22 protein-coding genes are annotated in these 23,791 nt (G+C 51.5%); 4 read left to right on the forward strand and 18 right to left on the reverse strand.

The window, feature by feature from the left end:
- Positions 1 to 4: 4 nt before the first annotated feature.
- From V8F51_RS11205 to V8F51_RS11220, 4 genes are all read right to left on the reverse strand, one after another.
- Complete coding sequence (locus V8F51_RS11205; protein WP_337100307.1) at positions 5 to 1,024, reverse strand: ABC transporter substrate-binding protein; 1,020 nt, start codon at positions 1,022 to 1,024, stop codon at positions 5 to 7.
- A 63-nt stretch (positions 1,025 to 1,087) separates the two neighbouring features.
- Positions 1,088 to 1,969 carry an ABC transporter permease gene (locus V8F51_RS11210; protein ID WP_337100308.1) on the reverse strand — a complete coding sequence of 294 codons (882 nt, stop codon included), beginning with the start codon at positions 1,967 to 1,969 and terminating at the stop codon, positions 1,088 to 1,090.
- Positions 1,969 to 2,814: an ABC transporter ATP-binding protein gene (locus V8F51_RS11215; protein ID WP_337100309.1), complete on the reverse strand. Its 846-nt coding sequence runs from the start codon at positions 2,812 to 2,814 to the stop codon at positions 1,969 to 1,971. Before V8F51_RS11215 ends, V8F51_RS11210 begins: the two co-directional genes overlap by 1 nt.
- 143 nt (positions 2,815 to 2,957) lie before the next feature.
- Positions 2,958 to 4,622, reverse strand: coding sequence for a PucR family transcriptional regulator (locus tag V8F51_RS11220; protein ID WP_337100310.1), 1,665 nt, complete (start codon positions 4,620 to 4,622; stop codon positions 2,958 to 2,960).
- 194 nt (positions 4,623 to 4,816) lie between these two features.
- Here V8F51_RS11220 and V8F51_RS11225 point away from each other — a divergent pair, with 194 nt between their 5' ends.
- Complete coding sequence (locus V8F51_RS11225) at positions 4,817 to 4,984, forward strand: hypothetical protein (RefSeq protein WP_337100311.1); 168 nt, start codon at positions 4,817 to 4,819, stop codon at positions 4,982 to 4,984.
- 358 nt (positions 4,985 to 5,342) lie between these two features.
- Here V8F51_RS11225 and V8F51_RS11230 read toward each other — a convergent pair whose 3' ends face one another.
- The 3 genes from V8F51_RS11230 to V8F51_RS11240 all read right to left on the reverse strand — a co-directional run bounded on the left by V8F51_RS11230 (position 5,343) and on the right by V8F51_RS11240 (position 7,718).
- Positions 5,343 to 5,654 carry a hypothetical protein gene (locus tag V8F51_RS11230; protein WP_337100312.1) on the reverse strand — a complete coding sequence of 104 codons (312 nt, stop codon included), beginning with the start codon at positions 5,652 to 5,654 and terminating at the stop codon, positions 5,343 to 5,345.
- Positions 5,655 to 5,852: 198 nt separating this feature from the next.
- Positions 5,853 to 6,323 (reverse strand): SRPBCC family protein, encoded by a 471-nt coding sequence (locus V8F51_RS11235; RefSeq protein WP_337100313.1) that lies wholly within the window; start codon positions 6,321 to 6,323, stop codon positions 5,853 to 5,855.
- A 54-nt stretch (positions 6,324 to 6,377) separates the two neighbouring features.
- Positions 6,378 to 7,718: an NAD(P)/FAD-dependent oxidoreductase gene (locus V8F51_RS11240; protein ID WP_337100314.1), complete on the reverse strand. Its 1,341-nt coding sequence runs from the start codon at positions 7,716 to 7,718 to the stop codon at positions 6,378 to 6,380.
- A 137-nt stretch (positions 7,719 to 7,855) separates the two neighbouring features.
- Here V8F51_RS11240 and V8F51_RS11245 point away from each other — a divergent pair, with 137 nt between their 5' ends.
- The gene (locus V8F51_RS11245; protein ID WP_337100316.1) at positions 7,856 to 8,260 is read left to right on the forward strand and encodes an SET domain-containing protein; all 405 of its coding nucleotides are present in this window, start codon (positions 7,856 to 7,858) and stop codon (positions 8,258 to 8,260) included.
- Between the two features lie 56 nt (positions 8,261 to 8,316).
- Here V8F51_RS11245 and bshB2 read toward each other — a convergent pair whose 3' ends face one another.
- The 7 genes from bshB2 to V8F51_RS11280 form a co-directional block, all read right to left on the reverse strand.
- Positions 8,317 to 8,976 carry a bacillithiol biosynthesis deacetylase BshB2 gene (bshB2, locus tag V8F51_RS11250; protein ID WP_337100317.1) on the reverse strand — a complete coding sequence of 220 codons (660 nt, stop codon included), beginning with the start codon at positions 8,974 to 8,976 and terminating at the stop codon, positions 8,317 to 8,319.
- A gap of 20 nt (positions 8,977 to 8,996) precedes the next feature.
- A complete protein-coding gene (locus tag V8F51_RS11255; RefSeq protein ID WP_337100318.1) occupies positions 8,997 to 9,341 on the reverse strand; it encodes a YojF family protein in 345 nt (114 codons plus the stop codon).
- 172 nt (positions 9,342 to 9,513) lie between these two features.
- Complete coding sequence (locus tag V8F51_RS11260) at positions 9,514 to 10,551, reverse strand: NAD(P)/FAD-dependent oxidoreductase (RefSeq protein ID WP_337100319.1); 1,038 nt, start codon at positions 10,549 to 10,551, stop codon at positions 9,514 to 9,516.
- Positions 10,552 to 10,712: 161 nt separating this feature from the next.
- Positions 10,713 to 12,305, reverse strand: coding sequence for a helix-turn-helix domain-containing protein (locus V8F51_RS11265; protein ID WP_337100321.1), 1,593 nt, complete (start codon positions 12,303 to 12,305; stop codon positions 10,713 to 10,715).
- Between the two features lie 118 nt (positions 12,306 to 12,423).
- Entirely contained in the window at positions 12,424 to 13,428 is a 1,005-nt protein-coding gene (locus tag V8F51_RS11270) for an ABC transporter substrate-binding protein (protein ID WP_442956424.1), read from the reverse strand.
- A gap of 222 nt (positions 13,429 to 13,650) precedes the next feature.
- Entirely contained in the window at positions 13,651 to 15,264 is a 1,614-nt protein-coding gene (locus V8F51_RS11275) for an AraC family transcriptional regulator (RefSeq protein WP_337100323.1), read from the reverse strand.
- A gap of 124 nt (positions 15,265 to 15,388) precedes the next feature.
- Positions 15,389 to 16,387 (reverse strand): ABC transporter substrate-binding protein, encoded by a 999-nt coding sequence (locus V8F51_RS11280; RefSeq protein WP_337100324.1) that lies wholly within the window; start codon positions 16,385 to 16,387, stop codon positions 15,389 to 15,391.
- Positions 16,388 to 16,615: 228 nt separating this feature from the next.
- Between V8F51_RS11280 and V8F51_RS11285 the strand changes: the two genes are divergently transcribed.
- Positions 16,616 to 18,205 (forward strand): ABC transporter substrate-binding protein, encoded by a 1,590-nt coding sequence (locus V8F51_RS11285; RefSeq protein ID WP_337100325.1) that lies wholly within the window; start codon positions 16,616 to 16,618, stop codon positions 18,203 to 18,205.
- Positions 18,206 to 18,386: 181 nt separating this feature from the next.
- A complete protein-coding gene (locus V8F51_RS11290) occupies positions 18,387 to 19,397 on the forward strand; it encodes an ABC transporter substrate-binding protein (protein ID WP_337100326.1) in 1,011 nt (336 codons plus the stop codon).
- Between the two features lie 364 nt (positions 19,398 to 19,761).
- Here V8F51_RS11290 and opp4C read toward each other — a convergent pair whose 3' ends face one another.
- The 4 genes from opp4C to V8F51_RS11310 form a co-directional block, all read right to left on the reverse strand.
- The gene (opp4C, locus tag V8F51_RS11295) at positions 19,762 to 20,697 is read right to left on the reverse strand and encodes an oligopeptide ABC transporter permease (RefSeq protein ID WP_337100327.1); all 936 of its coding nucleotides are present in this window, start codon (positions 20,695 to 20,697) and stop codon (positions 19,762 to 19,764) included.
- On the reverse strand, positions 20,694 to 21,668 hold the full coding sequence (locus tag V8F51_RS11300) for an ABC transporter permease (protein WP_337100534.1): 975 nt from the start codon (positions 21,666 to 21,668) through the stop codon (positions 20,694 to 20,696). The genes opp4C and V8F51_RS11300 overlap by 4 nt, the downstream gene beginning before the upstream one ends.
- Before the next feature lie 104 nt (positions 21,669 to 21,772).
- Positions 21,773 to 22,777: an ABC transporter ATP-binding protein gene (locus V8F51_RS11305; protein ID WP_337100328.1), complete on the reverse strand. Its 1,005-nt coding sequence runs from the start codon at positions 22,775 to 22,777 to the stop codon at positions 21,773 to 21,775.
- Complete coding sequence (locus tag V8F51_RS11310) at positions 22,770 to 23,771, reverse strand: ABC transporter ATP-binding protein (RefSeq protein ID WP_337100329.1); 1,002 nt, start codon at positions 23,769 to 23,771, stop codon at positions 22,770 to 22,772. Before V8F51_RS11310 ends, V8F51_RS11305 begins: the two co-directional genes overlap by 8 nt.
- Positions 23,772 to 23,791: the final 20 nt, after the last annotated feature.

Consider the following 23,791-nt stretch of genomic DNA (forward strand, 5'->3'; position numbering starts at 1 on the left):
GCGGTTATGGCATAAAGCTCGTATCCACCATGTCGCCGTAGGCGATATCGACCTTCAGATTGCCGATAAACTTCTGCATATCAACAGCGTTCTGGAACGCCGCTTCCGTAAGCAATCCATCCTGCGGATATACCTTGCTTTCGATCATGCGTTGTACAGCCTGCTCCACGACTGCGCCGTCCAGGTTCGGAAATTCCTTCTTGGCGATTTCCTTCGTTCCCGTTGCATCTGCATGAATGAAATCCAATGCCGTTTCAATCGATTTGACCATCCGTTTAACCAAATCCGGATTTTCCTCAATGACCTTCTTGGACGTATTAATCGTAGCGAACGCAAAGTCCGGATAATCCTTCGTAAAGTCGTAGACGATCTCCAATCCTTGGGTAAGCCCTTGATCAAGCTGCGGTTCGTAGACGACCGCTATATCCGCTTTGCCCGCAAGCAGCGTGCCAAGCTCAGAGCCGTTCTGCACCTCCGTAATCGTGACATCGCTCTTCAAGTCGATCCCATTGTCGGCGAACAGCTTGCGCAGCAGACTGTTCGAGCTCGTCGGCGCAATGCCCGTGACGATCGTTTTGCCAATAAAGTCCTTCGGCTCCTTAATGCTTGAACCCGTCTTGGCAACCGCCCATACTGGAGCGCTTCCTGACACAATGCTTAGCGACTGGGCATCTCCGCCCTTCGCTCTTGCGAAGGCAACATGCTCCGGGCCGTGGAACGAGAATGCGGATTCTCCGGACAGCACCGAAGCCAATGCAGCGGGACCGCTTCCTGCTGCCGTAATGGAGGACAGCTCGATGCCGTTGTCAGCTAAGAAACCTTTTTCCTTCGCTACGTAGAGCGGCAGGTACAGCAAGTTATGATACACCTCGGACACCATAATCACGTCTTTGGCCGTTTCGGTCGGCGGTGTCGTCGACTCGTTGCCAGCGTTAACGTTATCTGCTTTTCCGCCTCCGCAAGCTGACAGGAATAATGCGCTTATTAATGTAATGCCCATAAGTTTGAGTGCCGTTTTTTTCATCGTTGATCGTCTCCTTTTGTGATTAGGCTAATGTGAGCATAGAAGGGATGATGGATTCAGCAGTTAGACCGATGCTGATTTCCGAGTCTGCTGCTTATTATCGTTCCAAGGCAACAGCCGCTTCTCGAGAATGCTTACGCAGGTGTAGAGGAATGTCGCGACAAGCATCAGCGTGAACACGCCAACCCATACGGCCGGCAGATTGAACAGGTTGCCCTCGACGAAGATCATATGGCCAAGCCCTTTGTCCGAGGATATGAACTCGCCGCCAACGACGGATACGAGAGCCAGTCCGATATTGATGCGAAATGCCGATATGATCCAAGGCAGCGAGGAAGGCATAATAATTTTGCGGAATATTTGCAGCTTGCTCGCTCCGAACGACTTCATCAGATTAACTTGCGAGTCATCGATCTGATGTGTAGCTTGATAAGCCGACAACAGCGCTACGATGAAGGTCGCTACCGAAGCAAGCACGATTTTCGAAAATATACCCGAACCGAACCAAATAATAATCATCGGCGCCAACGCAATCTTCGGAACGCCGTTCAAGGCAACGACGAATGGATCGATGACCCGCGATACCGTCTGAGAGAACCATAGCAGCAAGCCCGCGAGAGAGCCGGCGATGCTCCCGATGACGAAGCCAAGTACCGTCGCCTTCACCGTAGCGTAGGCATCTGTCAGCAACTGACCGGACTGCAGCATCGCGCCTGCCGATTTGGCGATTGCGCTTGGCGAGCCCAGCAGAAACGCGTTAACCGCCTCGAGCCTTACGAGTGTCTCCCATCCTGCCAATATGGCGCCTATAATGGCGAAGCGCCACAGCATCGTCGTGATCCACTGCTTCAAGGAAGCGACCTTATGGGGCTTTAATCGGCGGCGCTTGACCGCTGGCAGAGCCCCCGCCGCATTCAGATTTACTCTCTGGGATGCATTAGACATTAGCTTATCCTCCCCATCTGTATATCAAGCTCTGACCATATTTCCTCAAAGTATTGCTTGAAAGCCGCGTCCGTCCGCGCTTTCATGGCCGATCCATGGCTTGCCGCGAGCCCGACCTCGTACGTTTTCTTCACATAAGTCGGCCGCTTGCTCATAACGAAGACCCGGTCTGATACCGATATCGCTTCTTCAATGTCATGCGTGATGAGTACGCCCGTCTTGCCTTCATTCTTCAATATCGATAGAATCTCGTCTTCGAGCACAAGCCGAGTCTGATAGTCAAGCGCTGAGAACGGCTCGTCGAGCAAAATAATGTCAGGCTGCGTAACAAGCGTACGAATCAGCGCCACCCGCTGCCTCATACCGCCGGACAAGGTTGACGGATAAGCTTTGGCAAACGATTCAAGACCATAACGTTCAAGATACGCCATTGCCATGTCGTAACGTTCCTTCTTCGATAACCCTTTAACTTCCAATCCAAGCGTCACGTTGTCCAGTATCGTCCGCCAAGGAAGAAGCAGGTCGCGCTGCATCATATAGCCGACATGACCCGTCGAGCGCCCGATCTCCTCGCCGCCGACTACGATCTTGCCTGAGGTAGGCTCGATCAAACCCGCGATAATATTGAATATCGTGCTTTTCCCGCAACCGCTCGGTCCTACTATACTGACGAATTCTTGTTTTCTTATATCCATCGTAATGCCGCTAAGCACAGGAATTGCTTCTCCCTCCGCGTTCATGAACGACTTGGTTACCTGCTGCACGCTAATTGCCGACTGCCCCGCATCGCCCCTGCCATATGCCCTTAACGCTTCACTTCGATCAATCGTTTCCGTTACTCCCATCATCTCAGCCCCTCTCCAATGCTGCATTCGCGTTTATATCATGTTAGGTTATCTGACATATTGAATATAAACCTATCTTATCGATTCGACTCTCGAATGTCATTAGTTATAACAAACAGAAATCAAATATGAATTTAGTTGTTTTAACTAGATTTTTCGTTCTTTAATAACGGCTCGATCGCAAAAGCAACCTGAAACCGGAAGCTCACCTGCCAATCCTTAAGCGATCGGCCGATCAATCTTTCCGCCTTCTCAATCCGATAGATGACCGTGTTGCGATGAACGAACAAAGCCTTAGCCGTATCGTTGATTTGGCACTGATTCTCGTAAAATATTTTCAGCGTGCGCAGCATTTCGTTCTTCTCTTTGTCATCCTTGCGGATCAGGTCCTTAAACGCCTCCTCGTAAAACCGCTCCAGCTCGTCGTACGGCAGCAGCCGCAGCAGCCGCCCGATATCCATTGCATGATACGACTGCGCGAATCTTTTCCGGTTCATTTGCCTGCCTGAGCTAAGAGCTTTAATTGCCTCCTTGTAGGACAAGCCCAAATCGAGTACGTTCGTGAACGGATTGCCAATTCCAAACGAGAAGCTAAGCTGATCCGCATCCCATATACGCTCCGCGGCCGCCTCCAGCCCTCTGGCAAACGCCGTCTCGTTCCAGTCAGGCACGGAATGCTGGACAACGATACCGAACAGGTCGTTTTTCGTGAACATAACGAATGGCATGCCAAGCTTGGCCAACTCCCGCTTGATAGCCTCATACTGGGCATCGCGTTCCACGCTGAGTCTCTCCTCCGAGGACCTGCTTGCGCTTGTTATCGACCACTCGGGCTGCTCGTCCAGCTTAGCTACAATCAGAAATGCCTTGCCGTCGGCCGTCAACCCGTATTTGCCGCCGCGATGCAGCACCTCTTGCTCCGTGCCAAGATGGCCTTCGATCAAATCCGAGAAAAATTCATTTTTGTAGCGGCGAGAGCGCTCCTTAACCGCGTGCTTCTTCGTCAGCTCCAGCCCGATGACATGAGCCGCTTGCTCGAACGCAAGCGCGGAAAGGCCGGATATCGTATGGTCGTTATGGAAGGAGAGCAGATAGCCCTCATGCCGGTAGGTGTGAATGGGGAATAGCTCGGCGTGCCGGAAGCCGTCAGCCCGAATATGCGGAAAGCATACGGACACCGCCGACTGCGGAGCCGGAAAGCTGGAAATCGCCGCTGCTGCAAGCTCAGGAAGCTCCTGAAGCGCCGGTTCATAAAGCCCGGACGATCTCGCGAGCGGCTGAAGCTTGACGTTCAGCAGCAGCACCGGTGAGGCCAATATACCGGCGAGCGCATCGACAATGCGCCCCAGTCCATCGCCCTGCATGATCATGTCAGCGAACTGCTTATGGATGGTCAGAGCATAATGCAGCTCCTCGTTTTTGTTTTCAAGAATGATGCTGATGGATTGCTGAAATATTTCGCCGAGCGTCGATTCGATCAACGAAAGCTCAATAATCGGAAAGTGAAGCCGATTCGCCTCGTCCAGCACCTCCTGCGGAATGCTCATGGAGAACCGTTTCGTCTTGATCGCAAGACCGGCGCAGCCCTTGCGGTGCATGCTTGTAATGAAATCGATGAGAGCGTCGGGTCTGTCCTTGAGCAGGTAACCGTTCGTTAAGAGCAAATCGCCTTTTTTCAAAAAGGTGACAATGTCCGGCGCGTCCATAATATTAATGGACTGCACGTCGTGAATCGTAAGCCCTTCATGCCCGGCAATGACCTCCGCGGCAATTAAAACGGGCGTTTTGAGCAGATCGGATAGCAACATCAGGATCAACACCTTTCACGTTATGTTATAAAAACTAACATAAATATCCCAGTGTTGTAAAGCGTCGTTTGTGTGAATGAACTAAAAAGCCCCAGCTCTTTTGATTAAAATAACCAAAAGAACAGGGGCAGCTGGCAGTATGCTGCAACGGCACGAACAGCACCTACAAGGTAGTCGTCGGCCGCTCGACGAACGTGCTTGGACCTTATTACGATAAGAACGGCGTCGATATGAAAAACGGCGGAGCAAGCGTCATCGACATCGACAGCGGCAACAGCGCTTGGGTCGGACCAGGCGGCCAAGACGTCCACGGCTCGAACAACATCGCCCGTGTACAGCGTAGCGGAGAATGGCGCTCCTAAGCTGCTCATCAGCGCAGCGATCTGTACTGGGATTCCAGCGGCTGGCCTTATTACTAGCACAGTGCAGCATTGGTACACTTATCGCTAGCGGACTCAGATGACCTTAATTGGATACAAGTTGCCTGTATACGTGTTTAACGGACAGCAGTGACGCTTATGTCACCAATGACGGCCGTTAGAGCTCCTCATGCTAGAGATAAGACCTTCTCAGTCCGTAAGTGTTTGGATTCTCTTATATTCGGCTTATAAAGGTTCCCCATGTCCGTTACAAAGAACAACTAAACATATGGCAAGACTTCAAAGCCGTAGAAAACAAACAAAGACTTTTCCGAAGCCTTCAGCCTCGAAAAAGTCTTTGTTATATCGTTCCGCGCGACCGCCCCGCACAGCCTCCGCCCGACAGCAGATGCTTGACTTGAATATCAAGCTGGCTGCTTAAAGAGATTGGGTCGCCTGCCCCGAACCGTCTAATGTCCACCTCGTATACGTTGCCTTGCCTAACAGCCGGGAGCTCCGACCATATGCGGCTCTGCTTCATCTCCACAGCTCTCCGGCCGCCGTCGCCCGCTTCGTACACGGTCAGGAAGATATGATCGCCTGCATATAACGGCAGCTCTTCAAGCGAAATGAAACGGTACGAATCGCGATCGATCAGATGAAGCAGCCGCAATTACGCTCGTCATAAGCACGATAGCGCAAAGGACTAACCCTTTTCTCCACTTCATTTTAAATGCCTCCTACAACTTCTAATGATAATGATTATCACAATCATTAGCCATTATACAAGCAGGTTCACCAAGGAACAATGGAGATTCGGGAAACAACACATGGACAATTGGGCAGTAAAGCTTAACTTAATCGCCTAAGCTTAATAGGGTAAGCTATTTCCTTCAAGATGCGCCTTGAGATTCATAAGCGACATCGTGTAGCCCTCCTGGGTCGGCATCGCCTGCTCCTCTGTCTCGTAGCCCGTCTCTGTTATCGTAACCGTTGTTCCGCCGTTCTCCTCTTCAAGCAGGAAGGAAGTAATCATCGCGGGTCCTTCCGATTCGAACTCCCACCGGAGAGCGAACCTCTTCAGCGGCTCCGCGGCCATGATAATAGCCTTAAGCGTGACAACATCGGCTCCCGCATGATATTCATTCGGTGAATGGTGGAAGTAAACCGCTGCACCTTCCCGCAGCTCCGGCACATCCCAAGGCGAGCCGGGAGAATACCATTTCGTCAACTGCACCCCTTCCGTCACGGCTCCCCACGAACGCTCCTTAGAAGCATCAACCCATATGCTGCACTCTACGATAACCTCACTAATCTCGCTCGGATTATTTAACTCACTCATCATTCATCCTCCATATTTCGGTTATATTTATACTCGCTCATTCTAGCTTTGCGGTTAAGCAAGCGCTAGCCGCTTGCCCGTATGCAAGCCGCTCGCGGCGGCCTGCGATAATGAATGCGTGATGCCCGAGCAATCGCCAATCACATACAGATTGGCGATGCGGGATTCAAAGTCCTCCGTCGTATCCAGCATAGGTGCGTAGAACTTGGCATCGACGCCATACACAACCGTATCCTCATCGACTGGGATTCCGAGCAGCCGCTCCATTGCATCAATGAAAGAAAGCGATATCCGTATGTAGCTATCCGGCAGCTCTTGAATGAGATTGCCCCAATCCGCCTTCAACGTCGGCTTGATGCGGTTGCTTGCACCGCTGGATTCCGACGTTCCCCGGCTTTGCTGCAAATCGCCCAACCGCTGAGCGACGATGCGGTCTCCCCCGCGATTGATCCCGCCAATAATCTGACGCGCGAGGCTATCGGCTTCTTCAAGCGTAGAGAAGTAACTCGGGACGAACAAAGTAAAGTTCAAATTCGCCGTCCCTTCGGCTTGCTCCCGATAATTTTGGCCGTCTGCCATAACGAGACCGTCTTGAAATTTCCGTATGACTCTGCCGCTCGGATTCATGCAGTAGGTCGTAGCGGATAGCCCTTCCCATTCAAATCGCAGCTTCGTTTCGAACTGATCTTGAAGAATGGCGTCCAACTGCCCGCCGGACATTTCGAATCGAAGGCCGATATCAAGCCTTGCAAGCTGCTGCGAGATGCCTAATGCTTTGCATTGACCGGACCACCACTCCGTTCCGCTTCTTCCTGTCGAAATAATGAGTTTCTTCGTGAATATTGGATCTCGGCCGGCAATCGTTAGCTCGAAGCCTTCAGCGTGCTGGCGAATCAGACTGACCTCCGTTTCAAAAAGGAAGGAGATGCAACGCTCCAAATCCTCGAACATCGCCTGCAGCACCTCATTGGAAAGTGCTGACCCAAGATGTCTTGTCCTCGTTGCAAGCACATCGAAACCCGCTTCGCTTGCTCTCCTTGCGAGCGAAGGATTTACGGTGCTATACATGGCCGCTTGTCCTGCTCCATAACTGCATAATATATCGTCAACCTCGTCCATAAGCTGCAAGGCATGGTTATACCCTACCTTCGTCTCAAGGTCTCCTCCGAAGTCGTTCGTGTAGTTGTACTTCCCTTCCGACTTGCCTAACCCGCCGAAGCCGACGTACTTCGCGCAGGCGGTGCAGTCGCAAGCTTCCCCCTTATCGAGCGGGCAATTCCGTTCGTTAAGCGGTTTTCCTTTATCGATCATTAATACACTCTTGTTTGCTGCAGCGAGCGCATGGGCGGCGAATATTCCGCTAACCCCTGCGCCTATAATGATAACGTCGAACAACGATGTTCCTCCCCCGGTGCATGCCGTCCGCGCTGTATTTTGGACGATTCCTTTGTTATATTTGGATTATACCGATATAATGCAAGTGGGGCTAGTCTATGGCTGACCTTATACTATAGATCGCGCAGGTGACCATAATGATTGAAGTAAAGACATCACAACTCAGTAACGGAGAATTAAATAGAGGCGTATTCGCAACCGTCGATATACCCCAGGGAGTCGTTTTTCATCAAGCACCCGCACTTCCTTATCCGAACGAGGAACATGTACACCTGGAGAAAACGATTTTCGCCGATTATGCATTCGAGTTCGGCGAGCACCACTCCGCCTTGCTGCTAGGTTATGGAATGTTATTCAATCACTCCTATACGCCTAACACGCACTACGACCTTAATTTCGATAATCTAACCGTAGATTTCTACGCCTTTACCGACGTTAAAGCCGGAGATGAACTACTGATCAACTACAATGGCGAAGTTGACAACGAAGATCCGCTTTGGTTCTATGAAGAGCAGGCGGCTAAAGAAGCAAAATCCGAATAAGGAGCAATAAAAGGCCGATCCGCTTATGTTGCGGATCGGCCTTCCTTTATAACCAATTAGTTGAACCGATAGGTCCAGAAACGCTCCGTGCCGAACCGTTCCTCCAACTCCTGATAGCTTAGCTTCTTGTCTCCAGTCCCTTCCGGCGGCGGAAACTGCGAGCGATGCGCGGAAATCGAGGCCAGCTTGGCTTTCAAGAAAGGTTTAACGTCCTCAAAGACATCGGGATTTCCAATCGCTTCTTGATGGTTCTTGGAAAAAGCGATGCCGTACACGACCGGCCGCTTCTCCTTGGGCATTGCCCCTATGATACGAACGACGGCTTCGCCGCATGCATCATGATCAGGATGAACGCTATAGCCAGGGTAGAACGTAATCACGAGCGATGGGCGCAGCTCCTCGATAATGGCGGCAATCGGCGCATCCAGCTTTGCATGCGGCTCGAACTCGACCATCTTGTCGTGAAACCCTAGTAAGCGCACATCTTGAATGCCGATGGCTCTGCACGATTCTTCAAGCTCCAGCTTGCGGACGGCCGGAAGCGTCACCCGATTGGCGAAGGGAGGTACGCCCATATTCCTTCCCATCTCGCCGAGCGTCAAGCACGCATACGTAACTTGCGCGCCTTCGTGAATATACTTAGCCAGCGTGCCAGACGTCGAGTAAGCCTCGTCGTCCGGATGCGGGAATACAATAAGAATACGATCATGCTTCATTGTTCACTTCACCTCTCCCTTTAGAACGGCGTACGGCTGAGCTGTAACGCCACAACCAGCTTGCCTTGGCCGTCATGCCCTGCCATAATAAGCCGCTCCGTATCGCTTTCTTCATAATGAGTAAGCCCTTCGGAATAGATCCAACCGCCTTCTGTCTTCAGGCCTACGCGATAAGGCCCGCTACCGGCGATCGATCCGTGTGAATATCGGATAACGGCATTGCTGATGAAGTTGGCCGCCGGATGCCTAGAGCTATCGAAGTGACTCGCATAAGCGCCGGACGTCATCTCCAAATGAAGATACAAATCTTGATCCTTAAGTTTATCGATTGCGCTTTGAACCGTCCCTGGATGGATTGGATTCATCGTCGCACCTCCATATCTCATACTTGAATGAGGCTTGCTATACAAATTATAGTTTAACACATTTTAAGGTATTTCTTCTCCCCTCCTCTCAACAATAAAGCCGCTTCGCCTCATGCAGAGGGAAACGGCTTCTCTTTCTTACACGCTGCCGAGCCAAATACAGCAGACCCTGCTATTCATCCGAAACGCCCAAAGCTTTGTTCTTCTCTTTAAACCTCTCATTATGCGAAGATACATACGCCATCCTCGGCGCTTCGGGATCCATATACCGCTTGGCGCTGTTAAGCGCTAACGCCGCATCGGTGAACGCCCCTGCAATCAGATTGAGCTTGCTTTCGTAATTGGCGAAGTCGCCCGCTCCGAAGATGCCCGGCAGGTTCGTCTCAAGCCTCGGACTGACGAATACGTTCCAATCGTCCATATGAAGGCCCCAATCCTTAATGCCGCTAAAATCAGACTTCAGCCCGTGATTGACAATAACCTCGTCAACCTCCACCTGACGCGACTCCCCTGATTCGATATGACTGATCGTCACACGTTCAATCGTCTTTCCGTTACCGCTGTATAACTGGGTTACTTCATAGGGGGTGAGCACATCGACAGACGCCCCCTTCATCCGAACGATGTTTTTCTCATGTCCGCCGAAGTGATCGCGCCTATGCACGACCGTCACCTGAGCAGCGATCGGCTCCAGTTCATTCGCCCAATCGACCGCGGAGTTTCCACCGCCTGAAATAAGCACGCGTTTCCCTCTGAAAGGCTCCAGCTCCTGCACCGTATAGTGCAGATTGGACACCTCATAGCGTTCAGCCCCTTCCAGCTCCAGCTTCGCCATCCGCAGAATGCCGCGACCGATAGCCAGAATGACCGTACGCGTCCAGTGCCTCTCACCCGTTGCTGCTTCCAAAATATACGTAGCATCGTCTTGCTTCTCTAATCCGATAATATGCTGTCCGAATACGAGCGTAGGGTCAAATGTCTTCGCCTGCTGCGCCAATTGAGCGATTAGCTTCTCGCATAGAATCGGAGTCACGCCGCCGACATCCCAAATCATTTTCTCGGGATAGATGAGCATGCGCCCCCCGAGCTCTTCCTTTGCCTCGATCAGCTTCGTTTTCAAGTCTCTCATGCCGCTATAAAAAGCAGTATACATCCCCGCAGGGCCACCGCCGATAATCGTCACATCGTACAATTCAAGCTGCTCAGTCAATTTGCGTCCTCCTCCAGCCGGCTCCTGAAACGTCCATGTTGTGATAATCATTATCAACAACATTGTAGCTTTGGCTGCGCGACAAAAACAATGGATAAAATCGACGGTTGCTTTGTACAAAATGAAGGAAGCGGAGCTTTCAGCCGCAAGCGAAAGAGAAATTACGCTAATGCTCGCAGAATATCATCGATTTTTTTGCCGTTGGAAATAATGCCGTTGTTCATCCAGGTCAGAAAATCAACCTCGTAAACGCGGTTGTTGCGTACGGCAGGCAGCTCGCGCCACTCGGGTTGCTCCAGCAGTTCTCTCTCCGCTCCTTCCGCCTGGCTGTGCCACTTATCGAAAGTAATAAATAAATGGTCGGCAGTTAACGCGCCTAGGTCCGCCCTCGAGAGATTGAACATGCCCGGCGCATTCGCTTTAGAAGCTACGCCTACAGCGGAATAGGAACGCAAGCCAACATCCCCATAGAGAACAGTCGAAACAAAGCCGCGTCCTTCTTCCGTGTATTGAATAATGTGATCCGCAGAGATACGCAAGAAAGCGACCGTTTCTCCTTTCATGGCCTGACTAAGCGTATGGCTCGCGCTCCGGGCTTTGGAATCATACTTCGCGATTGCATCGTCAGCGAGGTCCGTCCGTCCGAAATAGTCGGCAACGGTTCGCAGCACCGTTCGCCAGTTATTGCTTTGCTCGCGCAGGATGCAAGTGGTGGAAATCCGGCGGCACTCCGAATATTGCTGTTGTTCATAACGATCCATGAGCAGAATCAAGTCTGGCTTGTAGCCGGAAAGGGCGTTAAAATCGCCGCTATGCTCATCGAACGTCGGAATGTGGCTTAAGCCCAAGTAGTCCTGTTTCCCCCACTTCTCATGCCAATACTGGACGATAGGCTGCATATCCAGCGCCACTATGAAGTCCTCCAAATAAGGCGCGACTACTCTAAGCTGTCCCTTGCGGCTGCGGCGGTATTGTCCGGGCGATATGCCAACTGTCTGCTTGAAGCGGCGATTGAAATAATATTCATTGTTGAATCCCGCATTAAGCGCTATATCAAGCAGTTTGTCGTCGGCGCTTGCCAGCCACTTCTTGGCTTGATTGATCCGTACTTCATTTAAGTATTGGAGCGGCACCTGACCGGTTGCCTCTTTGAACAGACGGGTATACTTCCAGCGATCAACACCGGCCAGAGCAGCGAGCTCCTCCACGGTCAGAAGCTCACGGTAATACTGATGAATATGCCGCAAGCTCAGCTCTACCCCATGCCGCTCGCCGTCCGTTCCCTTATCCTCATGAGCAGCAGGTCGATTTTGGCGGAATAGAAACAGCAGCAATTCTTGAAATTTCACAAACCGTTGGAACCGTTCGAGCTCATCGGTTGCCCTGCGGAGCCCATATAGCTCGCCCAGCAGTTCCAGCGTCTTCGCGAACGGCGTGCATGCTAGCTCTTGCTTCTCCGGCAACAGGCTGAACGCACCATCATAGCCGCTCGTTACGAAGCACACTCGATAATAACTGAAGCTCGAAGCCTCTTGATCAATAGATAGGGATTTCCCAGGCTTCCGCAAATAGCATTTGCCTTGTCCCGTCCCGTTCATTATAAATATCAGTTCAAAGCATTCCTCATCGTCTCTATCGCGGTTTTCTAATTCTCCTCGATCCGCTTGCTCACCCGCAGGGATTAAGCGGATCGATTGCAGCGCATATTGGACTGAGGGAGGTGCTTCAGCTTGTTTGCTCTGTTGAATATCCATCGTCAATATCAACCCCTTTTTAATTGATATTCATTCTCAATGAATATAGTGTAAAACAAAACGAGCCGCCCATCAACCTTCGTTGAAAAGCGGCTCTCGCCGGGACCTTTAATTGCAGCTAGGATGCCAGCAATTTAATTAAATCATCCATCTTCATGCCGTTGGCCGTAATGGCTCCCGTCTGCCAATACGATCTCTCTACGGGATATACGTGGTCGTTCTTAAAAGCAGGAACGGTCTGCCATAACGGATCTGCCTTCATTTCCTCAAGCGCCTTCGCGTTGCTCTCTTCCTCCCATGTGCCGTTGGACGGAAGCAAAATAATATGGTCCGCGTCAAGCTCCGGAATGACCTCTTTCGATAAGACGATATTGCTCTCCGTCATCGCCTCGGCGAACCCCGGCGCCTTTAGGCCAAGATCCTCATACAAGATTTGTCCTACAAACGTGTTGTGAATGCCGAAAATATTAATCGATTTGTCTACGATGTTCATCCGCAGCACGACAATCTTCTCATCGCCGATCGCGGCGTTCAGCTTCGCCTTCACATCGACAATACGTGCCTCATAGTCAGCGAGAACTTGCTCCGCCTTGTCGCTGAGACCAAGCAGATCGGCGATTAAAGTCAACGTTTTGCGCGAATCCGCAAGTACGTCGTCCGGCAAGCGGAACGTCGGCGCAACTTTCGAGTAAAGCTCGTATTGGGCCGCATCGACCTCGCCGGCGCCGATAATCAAATCCGGCTCAGCCACGAGCAAAGCCTCAATGCTGCCGGTCACATCGAATAAAGGGACTTCCAGCTTCAAATAATCCTGCTTGCCCCACATAGGGTTATAGTATTGCACAATAGGCGTTACCCCGAGCGCAACCAAATAATCTTCGCGATAAAGAGCACTGACCCGCTTCGGATCTGTCGGTATCTCCACCTCTCCGAATCCGTCGGTTACGACGCGCGTTTCTTTCTCGGCTGGTACTTCACTTGGCGTTGCCGTTGCCTGTACTGGCTGCTCGGTAGTCGCATTGCCCGCCGCTTGCTCGCCTGCCGCGCCGCATCCTGTCACCGTAATCATTGCCGCCGCAATGAGCGATATCCATCCTGTCTTCATAAACCCCCGTCTTGCCATGACTAAATCCACTCCCATAAGCTTTATGTTTTGAAGCAAAACAATTCATTCATTTATAATGATAATCATTATCATTTTGCTTGAATAGATTGTACCTCATTTCGGATTGCATGCTCAATACACATTCTCTACGGCCGGCTTTATACAAACTCGTCACTTTCTTTTCGACAAAGCAATCAAAAAAAGGAACCCCTTATAAGAGGCTCCTCTCTCCCAGCACCGTTATGAAGTGTGTTGAATCAGCTCGGGAAGCATTCTGAGCAGACGTTCGATCGTATATGCATCCCCGGAGTTCCATTCGTTCTCGTCCACCAGGTAAACGTGCCCGTTCCGCACTGCGGGAAGGCTTTGCCACAGCGGGCTTGCTATCGTCTGCTCCATCGCCTTTCTCGAGACGGGGCTGTCCGGAAGTAGCATGAATATACGGTCGCCCGCGTATTCGTGAAGACAATCCTCCGTAATTTCTTTGTACGCCCTGTCCGCTTGAAGCACGTCCTGCACCTTCTGTACGGGGGAAAAACCGTCCGGATGATACAGCACCGACGTTAATCCGATATTGCCCATTACGAATAGCCGTCTGCCCCGGTGATGCACAAATACGGTTGCCGTCTCTCCCGGACGAATATAAGGCTCCAGTTGCTGCCACATCCGCTGCGCATTACCCGCATGATGGCTGAGCCACTGCTGCGCCTCCCGCTCCTTGCCGAACCACTCTCCCAGCGTCAACAGCCTCTCCTCGAGCGGACCATAGGAGTTATAGGTAAGCGTTGGCGCTATCCGAGAGATTTGCTCATATTCCCTCTCGTCTTCCTTATCGAATATAATAAGATCCGGTTTCAGCGACGATACCTTCTCCGCATTGAAAGGACGCCCCTGCCTCCATAGGTCGCCTCCGATCGGCTGAATGCCAAGCGACAACAAATCTCCGATCGTCTCTCCGTAAAAAATAATACGCCTCGGCTGATCTGGAATCGTCACCTCATGGCCGGCCCAATCTCTTACCCGAACTCTTCGCCTCATCGCTAGAGCATACTGTCTGGGCGACATGCCCGCCGTCTGACGGAAGCGGCGATTGAAATAATATTCGTCGGCGAATCCGACTCTCTCCGCAATATCGCGAAGCGATTCGTCGGATTGGAGGAGCCATTCCTTGGCCCGCTTAATCCTCAGCTCCGTCAAGTAGTCCAGCGGCTTCTTACCCGTTAATTCCTTGAAGACAGCCGAATACTGGCCGCTCGGAAGCGAAGCTTTCTCCGAAAGCCATTTCACCGTTATTTTGTCCGTATAGTGGTCCTGCATATATTGAATCGTTCTTTCTACGGCTTGCGTGGTGCTGGTCTTGCTGTCCGTCATGAGATTATGCTCCAATAAGAAACCTATCAACTTCAGAAACCGCATATTATTTTCGAAGCTTGGCATTCCATCCTGATCGCTTCTGCCGCTGTATAGCTGCTCCGCCATTTCCATTAACTGAGACGAAGGGTAGACGCGCAGCTCGCTCCTGCCTGGAAACAAAGCTTCTTTATATGCTGCTGGGGCCGCCCATGAATCGATGAATGTAACCGCGAATTGTATGCGATAATACTCGAGTGCCGAGTCGTCTTTTCTTTCCAGCTGGAAAGAGGCTCCGGGAATGAAGAGAAACGCGCTTTGGCCGGCAAACAACGACCTCTTGCTGTCGCTGTACAATTGCCCTTTGCCGCTCTTGTTAATAAGAAGGGTGTAAGTTTCCGTCGTTTCCTCAGGCAATACCGTACCCGGACGACAACTTAGCAGCTTGGCATCAAGCAGATGAAAGGACAGTGACCGCAGAGGCACTGCAGGTGTTGCTGGCATGTCGGAACCCCCTTTTATGAACTGAGAATTATTATCATTTACATGATTATAGCCCATAAAAAGGAGCTTTTCAACCGAATCCGGTCAAAAAGCTCCTCTGTATGCGATATGTTCAGGTCGTTGCTTATTTGCTTGCCATAACCTTAGGCAGTTCTTGAATGAGGTATTCTCTAGATAAAGCATCGCTGCCTGCTTTGAGAATATCGAAGTTGTAGACGTAACCGTTCTTCACGCCCGGAAGCTTCTTCCAAAGCTCGCTGTTCATCAGATCGTTCGTATCCTTCTGCGCCTCAGGATCGACCGCGTTCAAGATGAATATCCGATCTCCCGCATATTCGGACATGACTTCTGCGGAAATTTCCAAGAAGCCCGTCTGCTGATCGATCAACTCTTGCACCTTGTCGAGCGGCTTGAATCCACCTTCTCCATATAGGAATTGCGGGAGTCCTGCGCCTGCCATGATGAACAAGCGATTGCCCGGATACATCGTGAATACCGATGCCGTTTCGTTCTCCTTAAGCCCGCTCTCTGCGCGCAGCTTCGCCCACATATCAGCTGAGTCCGCTTTGTTCTTGGCAAGCCATGCTTCTGCTTCTGCCTTCTTACCAAGCAGATCACCAAGGATCGGCATTCTCACCTCAATCGGATCAAAAGAGTTGAACGTGACCGTTGGCGCAACCTTCGAAATTTCCTCATACTGCTTCGCGTCGTCGTTCGAGAAAATAATCAGGTCCGGTTGAAGCGCCAGCCCCTTCTCCAAGTTAAACGGTAAGCCTACATCTTCTACGGATGCGATTTTATCGTCAAACGATGTCCCTTCATTCTTGAGGACGCCGACCGGTGTTACGCCAAGCGCCAGTACGTCGCCCGTTACTTCCCCGTGATAAATAACGCGCTGCGGATTAACCGGAATTTCTACCTCGTGGCCCGACCAGTCAGTGAATACGCGAGTCGTCGCTTCCGTCTGCTCCGGCGCCGCCGTTGCAGGTGTCTCGGATGCTTGGCCGCCGTTTGCCGGCGCTTTATTATCCGAATTGTTAGCGTTGTTGCCGCATGCCAACAATAGTGCCCCCATCAAAACAATTACCGCTAATAGCAGACTTGCTTTTTTTGCCTGTACCATTTTTGATACTCCTCCTTGTTCTTTCCCCTTTACTTTGATAATGCTTATCATTATCATTAAAAATAGTAACTAATTATGTTCCTATACTCAATGGACAAAACAAATGTGCCGCTCCATTTTTGTACAAAAATCATTCAACGAACTTCAATCCGAATTTGAGAAATGAGCGTGATCTCTATGACCGCTGCTGCCAATAAAGGGAGAACTACAGCCTCCCATACTTTCTATATGCCTGTCAATCTATTCGAAATAGACGATTTGGGAGATGCTTACGTGTCGTCGAACGCTATCATCCTCATCGTATGGGGCGGCGAGGGCACCCTTCTCGTCGATGGGCATGAGCAGGATCTTTCCCGCGGCACCACATTTCTATCGAATGCTCTAACACAGATGGAGCTGCGGATAGAGTCTCGCTCCCCACTCCGAGGTATCGGAATCGAGTACCGTTGCCTGACTCCGGACGGTTCCAGCCCCGAAGGCTTGCATTATCCGATTCCTTTGCAGCGTGTTCCTGCCGGGCTATTAAGGCTCGCCGTGGAGTTTAAGCATATTTGGATGGAACCGCAGCTTAGCTCCCCGTTCCAAGCGCAGCAGCTGTTTGCGCAATTGCTGCAAGGGCTAAGCGAGGAGCTAGCCGCAAGACAGCAGCCCTCCCATTCTTGGGTCGATCAATCTCTTCACTATATGGACGCCCATTATAATGAAGAGCTTACACGGGAGCAGATGGCTGAGCAGGCTGGCGTCAGTCCCGAGCACTTCTCGCGCACGTTCCGGAAGCACACAGGTCGAACCTTCAATGCCCATCTTACTTTGCTGCGAATTCGCAGCGCTCAACAGCTACTCTTGATCGGCACGCCGAATTTGAATACGCTGGCTCAACAGGTCGGCTATAAGGAAGGGTTGTATTTGAGTCGCAAATTCAAGGAGTCGGTCGGATTGTCCCCATCGGCCTATCGACACTCGCGCAAAACTATCGTCACACTGGATTCGAACCATACGGCCAGTCTGATCGCTTTGGACATTACCCCTGAGCTTGGCGTCTATACGTCCTGGCTGGAGCAATTCCATAGCAAGAAAAAATTGAAAAGCCGACAAAAATTCAACCCGTACATCCATACCCCCGCCACCTATTATGAGGCGCTGGCCTCCGTACGCCCCGATCTGATTATCAGTTATAGCCATGCGGAGGTAAATAAATCATTGCTTCCGCTCGCACCGGTCATGGAGCTTCCTCTCATGACGATGAGTTGGCGAGATCAGTTCATTCTCATTGCCGATATCGTGAATAAACGGCTCAAAGCCGAGGAATGGCTGGCTAAACATGATCAAATGATGGACGCGGTCAATCATCGGTTGGACCGCGATTTGGGAGCCAGAGGCACCGCCATCGTATGGGAGATCGGCTCGCATGCAGCTTACTGCTTCAGCAGCAGCTTCGGCAGAGGCTGCCAGATCTTATACGATGATCTCGGCTTTCAGCCTCCTGGCAAGCTATTGGAGCAAGGAATTGTTGCCAAAGGCTACATAGAGGCTGATATCGAAGCTATAGCTTCCTACCCTGCCGATTATATCATCTTTACCTCAATGCCTTCTTGTCCGGATAGCCGGCTTCGTTTTGACCGACTGCTCCGTTCTCCCAAATGGCGAAGCTTAGATGCGGTTAAGCATAACAGAGTCTACTATCTGAATGAGCCTGAACTCTTTTATGGATACGACCCTCTCTCCACGCAAGCACAGCTTCGGGAGCTCTTGAATGCCTTAACGCCACATGAGATAAACCTCTATCGAGGTCTTTCGAAGATGAGCGACCGCGTTTAAAGGTTGGTTTATTCGCCAATAGGAAAGTCCGACTCGCTTTAAAGCTTTAGCGATCTTAAACTTTCCTATGTGGTCACAAATATGCATGAATGGACATCATTTGAAGCCATAGTCATAGGATCGGTTACGCTGTAAAGTGTAACTGATAATGATTATCGTTATACACAAGGAGGATAACACATTGTTTTCTACTCACAACTCGCTCTACGGCAAGCGCAACACGCTCTTTACTTTTTCCCTGCTGCTCATATTGATGCTTGTCGTCTCCGCTTGCGGGGCAAGCAACAACAATAAGGCTAACGATGCTGCGACTACCGCTCCGGCTGCCCAAACAGATGCGCCAAAAGATGTTGCACCCGAAGAACCATCTGTCAAAACCGTCAAAACGGTAGATGGCGATATCGAAATACCGACTCACCCCAAACGGATTGTGGCCGAGGAATATTTGGGCAGCTTGATTGCCTTGGAAGTCATTCCAGTGGGCGCTCCGGGACTTACATTGGAAAACTACTATTTTAAAGACTCGCTGACTGGCGTTACCGATACGGGAGCATACGGCCAACAAAACGCGGAAAAGATTATTACTCTCGATCCCGATCTCATTATTACCGGCAATCCCGATAGCTACGCGGCACTAAGCAAAATCGCACCAACAGTCGTTATTCCTTACGGCGATCTCAAAAACGTGCATGAAGAGCTGACCTATTTCGGTGAATTGCTAGGTGTGGAAGATAAAGCCAAAGCTTGGCTCGAGAAGTATGACGGGCGGATAGCCGCAGCCAAAGCCAAAGTCGATGCCGCTATTCCAGCTGAAGCTTCGTTCGCCATCATGGAGGACGGCGGCAAGTCGACGTGGGTATACGGAGACAACTTCGGTCGCGGCGGACAGCCGGTCTATCAGGCTTTGGGACGCAAGCCCCCTGCCGCTGTTGCGGATGAGATCATGGAAAAGCAGTGGGCGGAAATATCGACCGAGCTGCTCGACCAGTACGCTGGGGACTATGTCATTATGACCTCCAATACGCGTACGCTCGAGGACTTCCAAGCTGACCCGATCTGGAGCAAGCTTCCTGCCATTAAGAACGGACATTTCTACGTTTGGCCTGAAGCGCGTTCCTGGTATTATGACCCGCTTGCCGTCGTTGCCCAAACGGAAGAGCTTGCGCAATGGCTGGTTAGTCAAGGGAAATAAACAATAAGAGAAATAAAGAAGGAAGGCCCGCTTGGGTCTTCCTTCTTTCGTTATCTCTTTCGTGCTGCGACTGTTGCATCATACTTGGATCATTACGGACTCCAGTGACCTTAACCCCCTGCTTCATTCGCTTTAGAAACCATTGCGGACTCAGTTGCTCCTATCAAACTGAACTTTGCCACTTAAGCGATCTACATAGCCATTGAGCGTCATCTGTGTCCCTAAGAATCAGATTTTGACTAGAAAGTCACAATTAGAGCCTTCTGTGTCCGTTAGTCGACTCGACATATCGCGATTCCCCCGACAAACCAAATGAAGCCGGCACTCCCCGCTCGGGAATGCCGGCCTCTGCCGTTCTGCCGTCTTACTTATTGTTCTTCGGATCGAGCGCGTCACGGAGGGCGTCGCCGATGAAGTTGATCGACAGCACGCTGAGAATAATCATGACGCCTGCCGGCACCCACTGCCAAGGCTGCGAAGTCAACACCGTCAGCGACTGGGCGCTCGACAGCATATTGCCCCAGCTCGAGGTTGGCGGCTGTACGCCAAGACCAAGGAAGCTAAGCGCCGCTTCATCCAAAATAGCGCCCGCCACGCCGGACGTTGCATAGATCAAGATCGGCGCTACCGTATTCGGAAGAATATGACGGAAGAGGATTCTCGGCGTTCGGAAGCCAAGCGCCACGGCAGCTTTCACATAGTCGGACTGCTTGATCGCGAGCACATTGCCTCGCACGAGCCTCGCCACGCTCGGCCAGCCTAGAAAGCCAAGTATAAGGATGATATTCGTTAATCCCGGCCCTATAATGCTGGCAACAACAAGTATGAGCATGATATAAGGAAACGCCATGAAAATATCAGTAAGCCGCATAATCACATTATCGATCCAACCGCCGAAATAACCCGAGATTAGCCCTAGGACCGTGCCAATCACCGCGGAGATCAGAATAGCCCCTACCCCGACGGATAGCGATACCCTTGCCGCATAGATGAGTCGGCTTAGCTCGTCGCGGCCCACGGGGTCGGTGCCAAGCGGATGCTTGAGCGACGGCGCTTCACCGAATGCATCGGTCACCGTTGTTGGATCGTAAGCGGTAATGAGCGGAGCTAAAATCGCGCAGAGCGTCATAATCGAAACGATGATGACGCCGGCCACACCGAGCTTATGCTTCTTGAAGCGGCGGATGAACATTCCCTTTGAACTGCCGCCTCCGCCCTCTCCGTCCGTCCATACCGAGCTCGGATCGACTGCGGGCTCGATCCGCCTGCCAAAACCAAAATATCGTTTGAATAGATTCATGAGCCCGACTCTCCCTGATAGCTGTATTTGATTCGGGGATCGACGAGGGCATAGACCACATCCGTTAACAGGTTTGCCATTATAACGACGACCGCCGCCACCAGATTAAGCCCCATTATCGTAGAATAGTCCCGGCTCATAATGGAAGATAACGTTAGCTGCCCGATACCCGGCCACGAGAAAATTTGCTCAATAACGACTGCGCCCCCGAACAGGATTGGAATTTCCATCCCTAGTACGGTCACGATCGGAATAAGGGCATTGCGCATGGCATGGCGATTAACGACAAGAAATTCCTTCAAGCCCTTCGCTCTGGCCGTCCGCAAATAGTCTTGACCAAGAATCTCCAGCATACTGGAGCGGACGTACCTTATATTGCGCCCTGCGACGTTCGCCGTTAGCACGATAACCGGTAGAATGAGATGCAGCAGCACGTCCAAAGTTCCGCCATTCCCGCCGATCGTCGTCATGCCGCCCGAAGGCAGCAGCTTGAGCTGAATCGAGAATAGATAAATAAGTCCGAGTCCAAGAAAAAAGTTAGGAATCGAGATGCCTAGAAAGGAAGCGGTAGAGGCCAAATAATCCAGCTTCGTGTACTGTCGCGATGCGCTTATCACGCCTAGCGGAATCGCAATCGCGACACCGAGAATAAGCGCCGTACCCATTAGAAGGACAGTTGGCCCCATATAGCTCCATATCATTTTGCCGACAGCCTCGTACGTAATCATGGAATAACCGAGATCGCCGTGCAGAATAAGGTTTTTGAGCCAATGCCAATATTGGACATAGGCCGGCGCATCCAATCCGAGCTCTATCCGCTTCGCCTCTAAGGCTGCGGCAGGAAGCTTCGGACTTACGAGCATATCGACGGGATTGCCCGGCGCCATCTTCATAATGATGAAGTTAATGACCGTCACTCCGAACAGCACGGGCAAGGCTGTCAGCAGGCGGCGCATCACGTAGTTAAACAATCCAAGCACCTCGAATCTTAAGCGTTAAGCAAACCTGTTTTTGAAAAAAGTCCATCCCTGCTTCAACCTTGCTCCCAAGTAGCTCGGCATGCACCATGCGAGTACTACACAAGCTTATCCGAGAAGAAGCATGCCGAAGCGTGACCATTCTCGCCCAGCAGCTCCGGCTGTTGCTGCCGGCATTCCGCTTGCGCGATCGGGCATCTCGTATGGAAGCGGCAGCCCTCGGGAGGGTTGACCGGACTTGGCACATCGCCGTGAAGCTCGACTCTAATTCGGTTCCTGAGCCGAGGATTGGTCACAGGATACGCATCTAGAAGCGCCCTCGTATAAGGATGCTTCGGATTGCGGAAGATCTCCTTCGTCGGACCAATCTCCACAATTTTCCCCAAGTACATGACCGCGATTCTGTCGCTAATGTAACGAACCGCGCCAAGGCCATGGGCGATGAAAAGATAGGTTAGGTTAAATTCCTTCTGAAGCTCTTTCAGCAAATTCAGCACCTGTGCTTGAATCGACACATCCAGCGCCGATACCGGCTCGTCGCACACGATCAGCTTCGGCCTGAGCGACAGCGCCCTCGCAATACCGATGCGCTGTCTCTGGCCGCCCGAGAATTCATGCGGAAATTTATGTTTGCTGCTCGCAGGCAATCCAACGATTCCTAGCAGCCTGTCCACTTCCGCAGGAATGTCTTTGCTCGGCACAATACGATGCACGCGAAGAGGCTCGGCAAGCAGCTCGCCGACAGACTTACGCGGATTGAGCGATGAATACGGATCTTGGAACACAATCTGAAGCTGTGTCCGCAAGCTAATCATCTCATGTGCGGAGTACCCTGCAATGTCTCGCCCATCGAACAAAATGCGTCCCGCCGTCGGCTTCTCCAAACCAATAATCGATCTGCCGATAGTCGACTTGCCGCAGCCGGATTCGCCGACAAGCCCCAGTGTCTCACCTGGCTGGATGCTTAGACTTACGCCGTCCACCGCTTTCACGTTGTTCACGACGCGGCCCAGCAATCCCTTACGGATCGGATAATACGTCTTCAGGTTATCCAGCGTAAGCAACGGAGAGGAGCTTTCATGATTCATTTGCGGATTACTCATAAGCGTCCTCCCTCATGCGATTACCGGATGCGCCGGATTCCCAGCAACGCTTCAAATGTCCTTCTTCCGCCACTTCAAGCGGCGGAAGATTCGTGGCGCAATGATCCGTCGCCAAATAACAGCGATTGTAGAATCGACAGCCCGGCATCGTTTGGTAACGAGCCGGTACTGCGCCTGGAATTGCCGTTAATTGCTCGCCGTCGTCCGCATCCAGACGAGCAACCGAACCGAGCAGCCCTTGCGTATACGGATGGATCGGCTTCTCGAACAACGAGTATACGTCCGTCTCTTCAACGACTTGGCCGGCATACATCACGAGCACCCGATCGGCCATCTCTGCCACGACGCCAAGATCATGAGTAATAAGAATAATAGCCGTACCCGATTCCTTGCATAGCTCCTTCATCAGCCGCATGATCTGCGCTTGAACAGTAACGTCCAGCGCCGTTGTCGGCTCGTCTGCAATGAGCACCTTCGGCTTGCACGCCAGCGCCATCGCAATCATGACTCGCTGACGCATGCCTCCAGACAAAGCGAACGGGTATTCATCCATGATTTGCTCCGGCCGAGGCAAGCCGACCTTTTTGAGCATCTCCACTGCGCTTGCGTATGCCTGCTTCTTGTCCAGCGACAAGTGAAGCTGTATCGATTCCATCAATTGGTATCCAATCGTGAAGACTGGGTTCAGCGAAGTCATCGGCTCTTGAAAAATCATCGATATCCGGTTGCCGCGAATGCCGCGCATCTCGCGCTCGTTAAGCTGCAGAATATCTTTCCCTTCAAGCAAAATCTCTCCATCCTCAATACGGCTGCTCTTGCCGAGCAGCCGCATAATGGAGAGTGCCGTGACGCTCTTGCCGCAGCCGGATTCCCCTACAATAGCTAGGGTTTCTCCGGCTCTCAGCTCGAAGCTTACGTCATCAACGCTTATTATTTTTCCTTGTTCCGTGTCGAAAGCCGTCTGAAGATGGCTGACGGCAAGCACTCTCTCCATCCCAAGTTCCACCTTGCCAG

The sequence above is a fragment of the Paenibacillus sp. YIM B09110 genome (assembly GCF_037167145.1).
Lineage (GTDB): Bacteria > Bacillota > Bacilli > Paenibacillales > Paenibacillaceae > Pristimantibacillus.

Bases quoted from the DNA above. Each gene is read 5' to 3' on its own strand.
- opp4C (WP_337100327.1), bottom strand. From the start codon at position 20,697: ATGAATCTATTCAAACGATATTTTGGTTTTGGCAGGCGGATCGAGCCC.
- V8F51_RS11270 (WP_442956424.1), bottom strand. From the start codon at position 13,428: ATGGCAAGACGGGGGTTTATGAAGACAGGATGGATATCGCTCATTGCG.
- V8F51_RS11275 (WP_337100323.1), bottom strand. From the start codon at position 15,264: ATGCCAGCAACACCTGCAGTGCCTCTGCGGTCACTGTCCTTTCATCTG.
- V8F51_RS11255 (WP_337100318.1), bottom strand. From the start codon at position 9,341: ATGAATCCAATCCATCCAGGGACGGTTCAAAGCGCAATCGATAAACTT.
- V8F51_RS11245 (WP_337100316.1), top strand. From the start codon at position 7,856: ATGATTGAAGTAAAGACATCACAACTCAGTAACGGAGAATTAAATAGA.
- V8F51_RS11265 (WP_337100321.1), bottom strand. From the start codon at position 12,305: ATGGATATTCAACAGAGCAAACAAGCTGAAGCACCTCCCTCAGTCCAA.
- V8F51_RS11215 (WP_337100309.1), bottom strand. From the start codon at position 2,814: ATGGGAGTAACGGAAACGATTGATCGAAGTGAAGCGTTAAGGGCATAT.
- V8F51_RS11305 (WP_337100328.1), bottom strand. From the start codon at position 22,777: ATGAGTAATCCGCAAATGAATCATGAAAGCTCCTCTCCGTTGCTTACG.
- V8F51_RS11220 (WP_337100310.1), bottom strand. From the start codon at position 4,622: ATGTTGCTATCCGATCTGCTCAAAACGCCCGTTTTAATTGCCGCGGAG.
- V8F51_RS11280 (WP_337100324.1), bottom strand. From the start codon at position 16,387: ATGGTACAGGCAAAAAAAGCAAGTCTGCTATTAGCGGTAATTGTTTTG.
- V8F51_RS11235 (WP_337100313.1), bottom strand. From the start codon at position 6,323: ATGAGTGAGTTAAATAATCCGAGCGAGATTAGTGAGGTTATCGTAGAG.
- V8F51_RS11205 (WP_337100307.1), bottom strand. From the start codon at position 1,024: ATGAAAAAAACGGCACTCAAACTTATGGGCATTACATTAATAAGCGCA.
- V8F51_RS11285 (WP_337100325.1), top strand. From the start codon at position 16,616: ATGCCTGTCAATCTATTCGAAATAGACGATTTGGGAGATGCTTACGTG.
- V8F51_RS11310 (WP_337100329.1), bottom strand. From the start codon at position 23,771: ATGGAGAGAGTGCTTGCCGTCAGCCATCTTCAGACGGCTTTCGACACG.
- V8F51_RS11210 (WP_337100308.1), bottom strand. From the start codon at position 1,969: ATGTCTAATGCATCCCAGAGAGTAAATCTGAATGCGGCGGGGGCTCTG.
- bshB2 (WP_337100317.1), bottom strand. From the start codon at position 8,976: ATGAAGCATGATCGTATTCTTATTGTATTCCCGCATCCGGACGACGAG.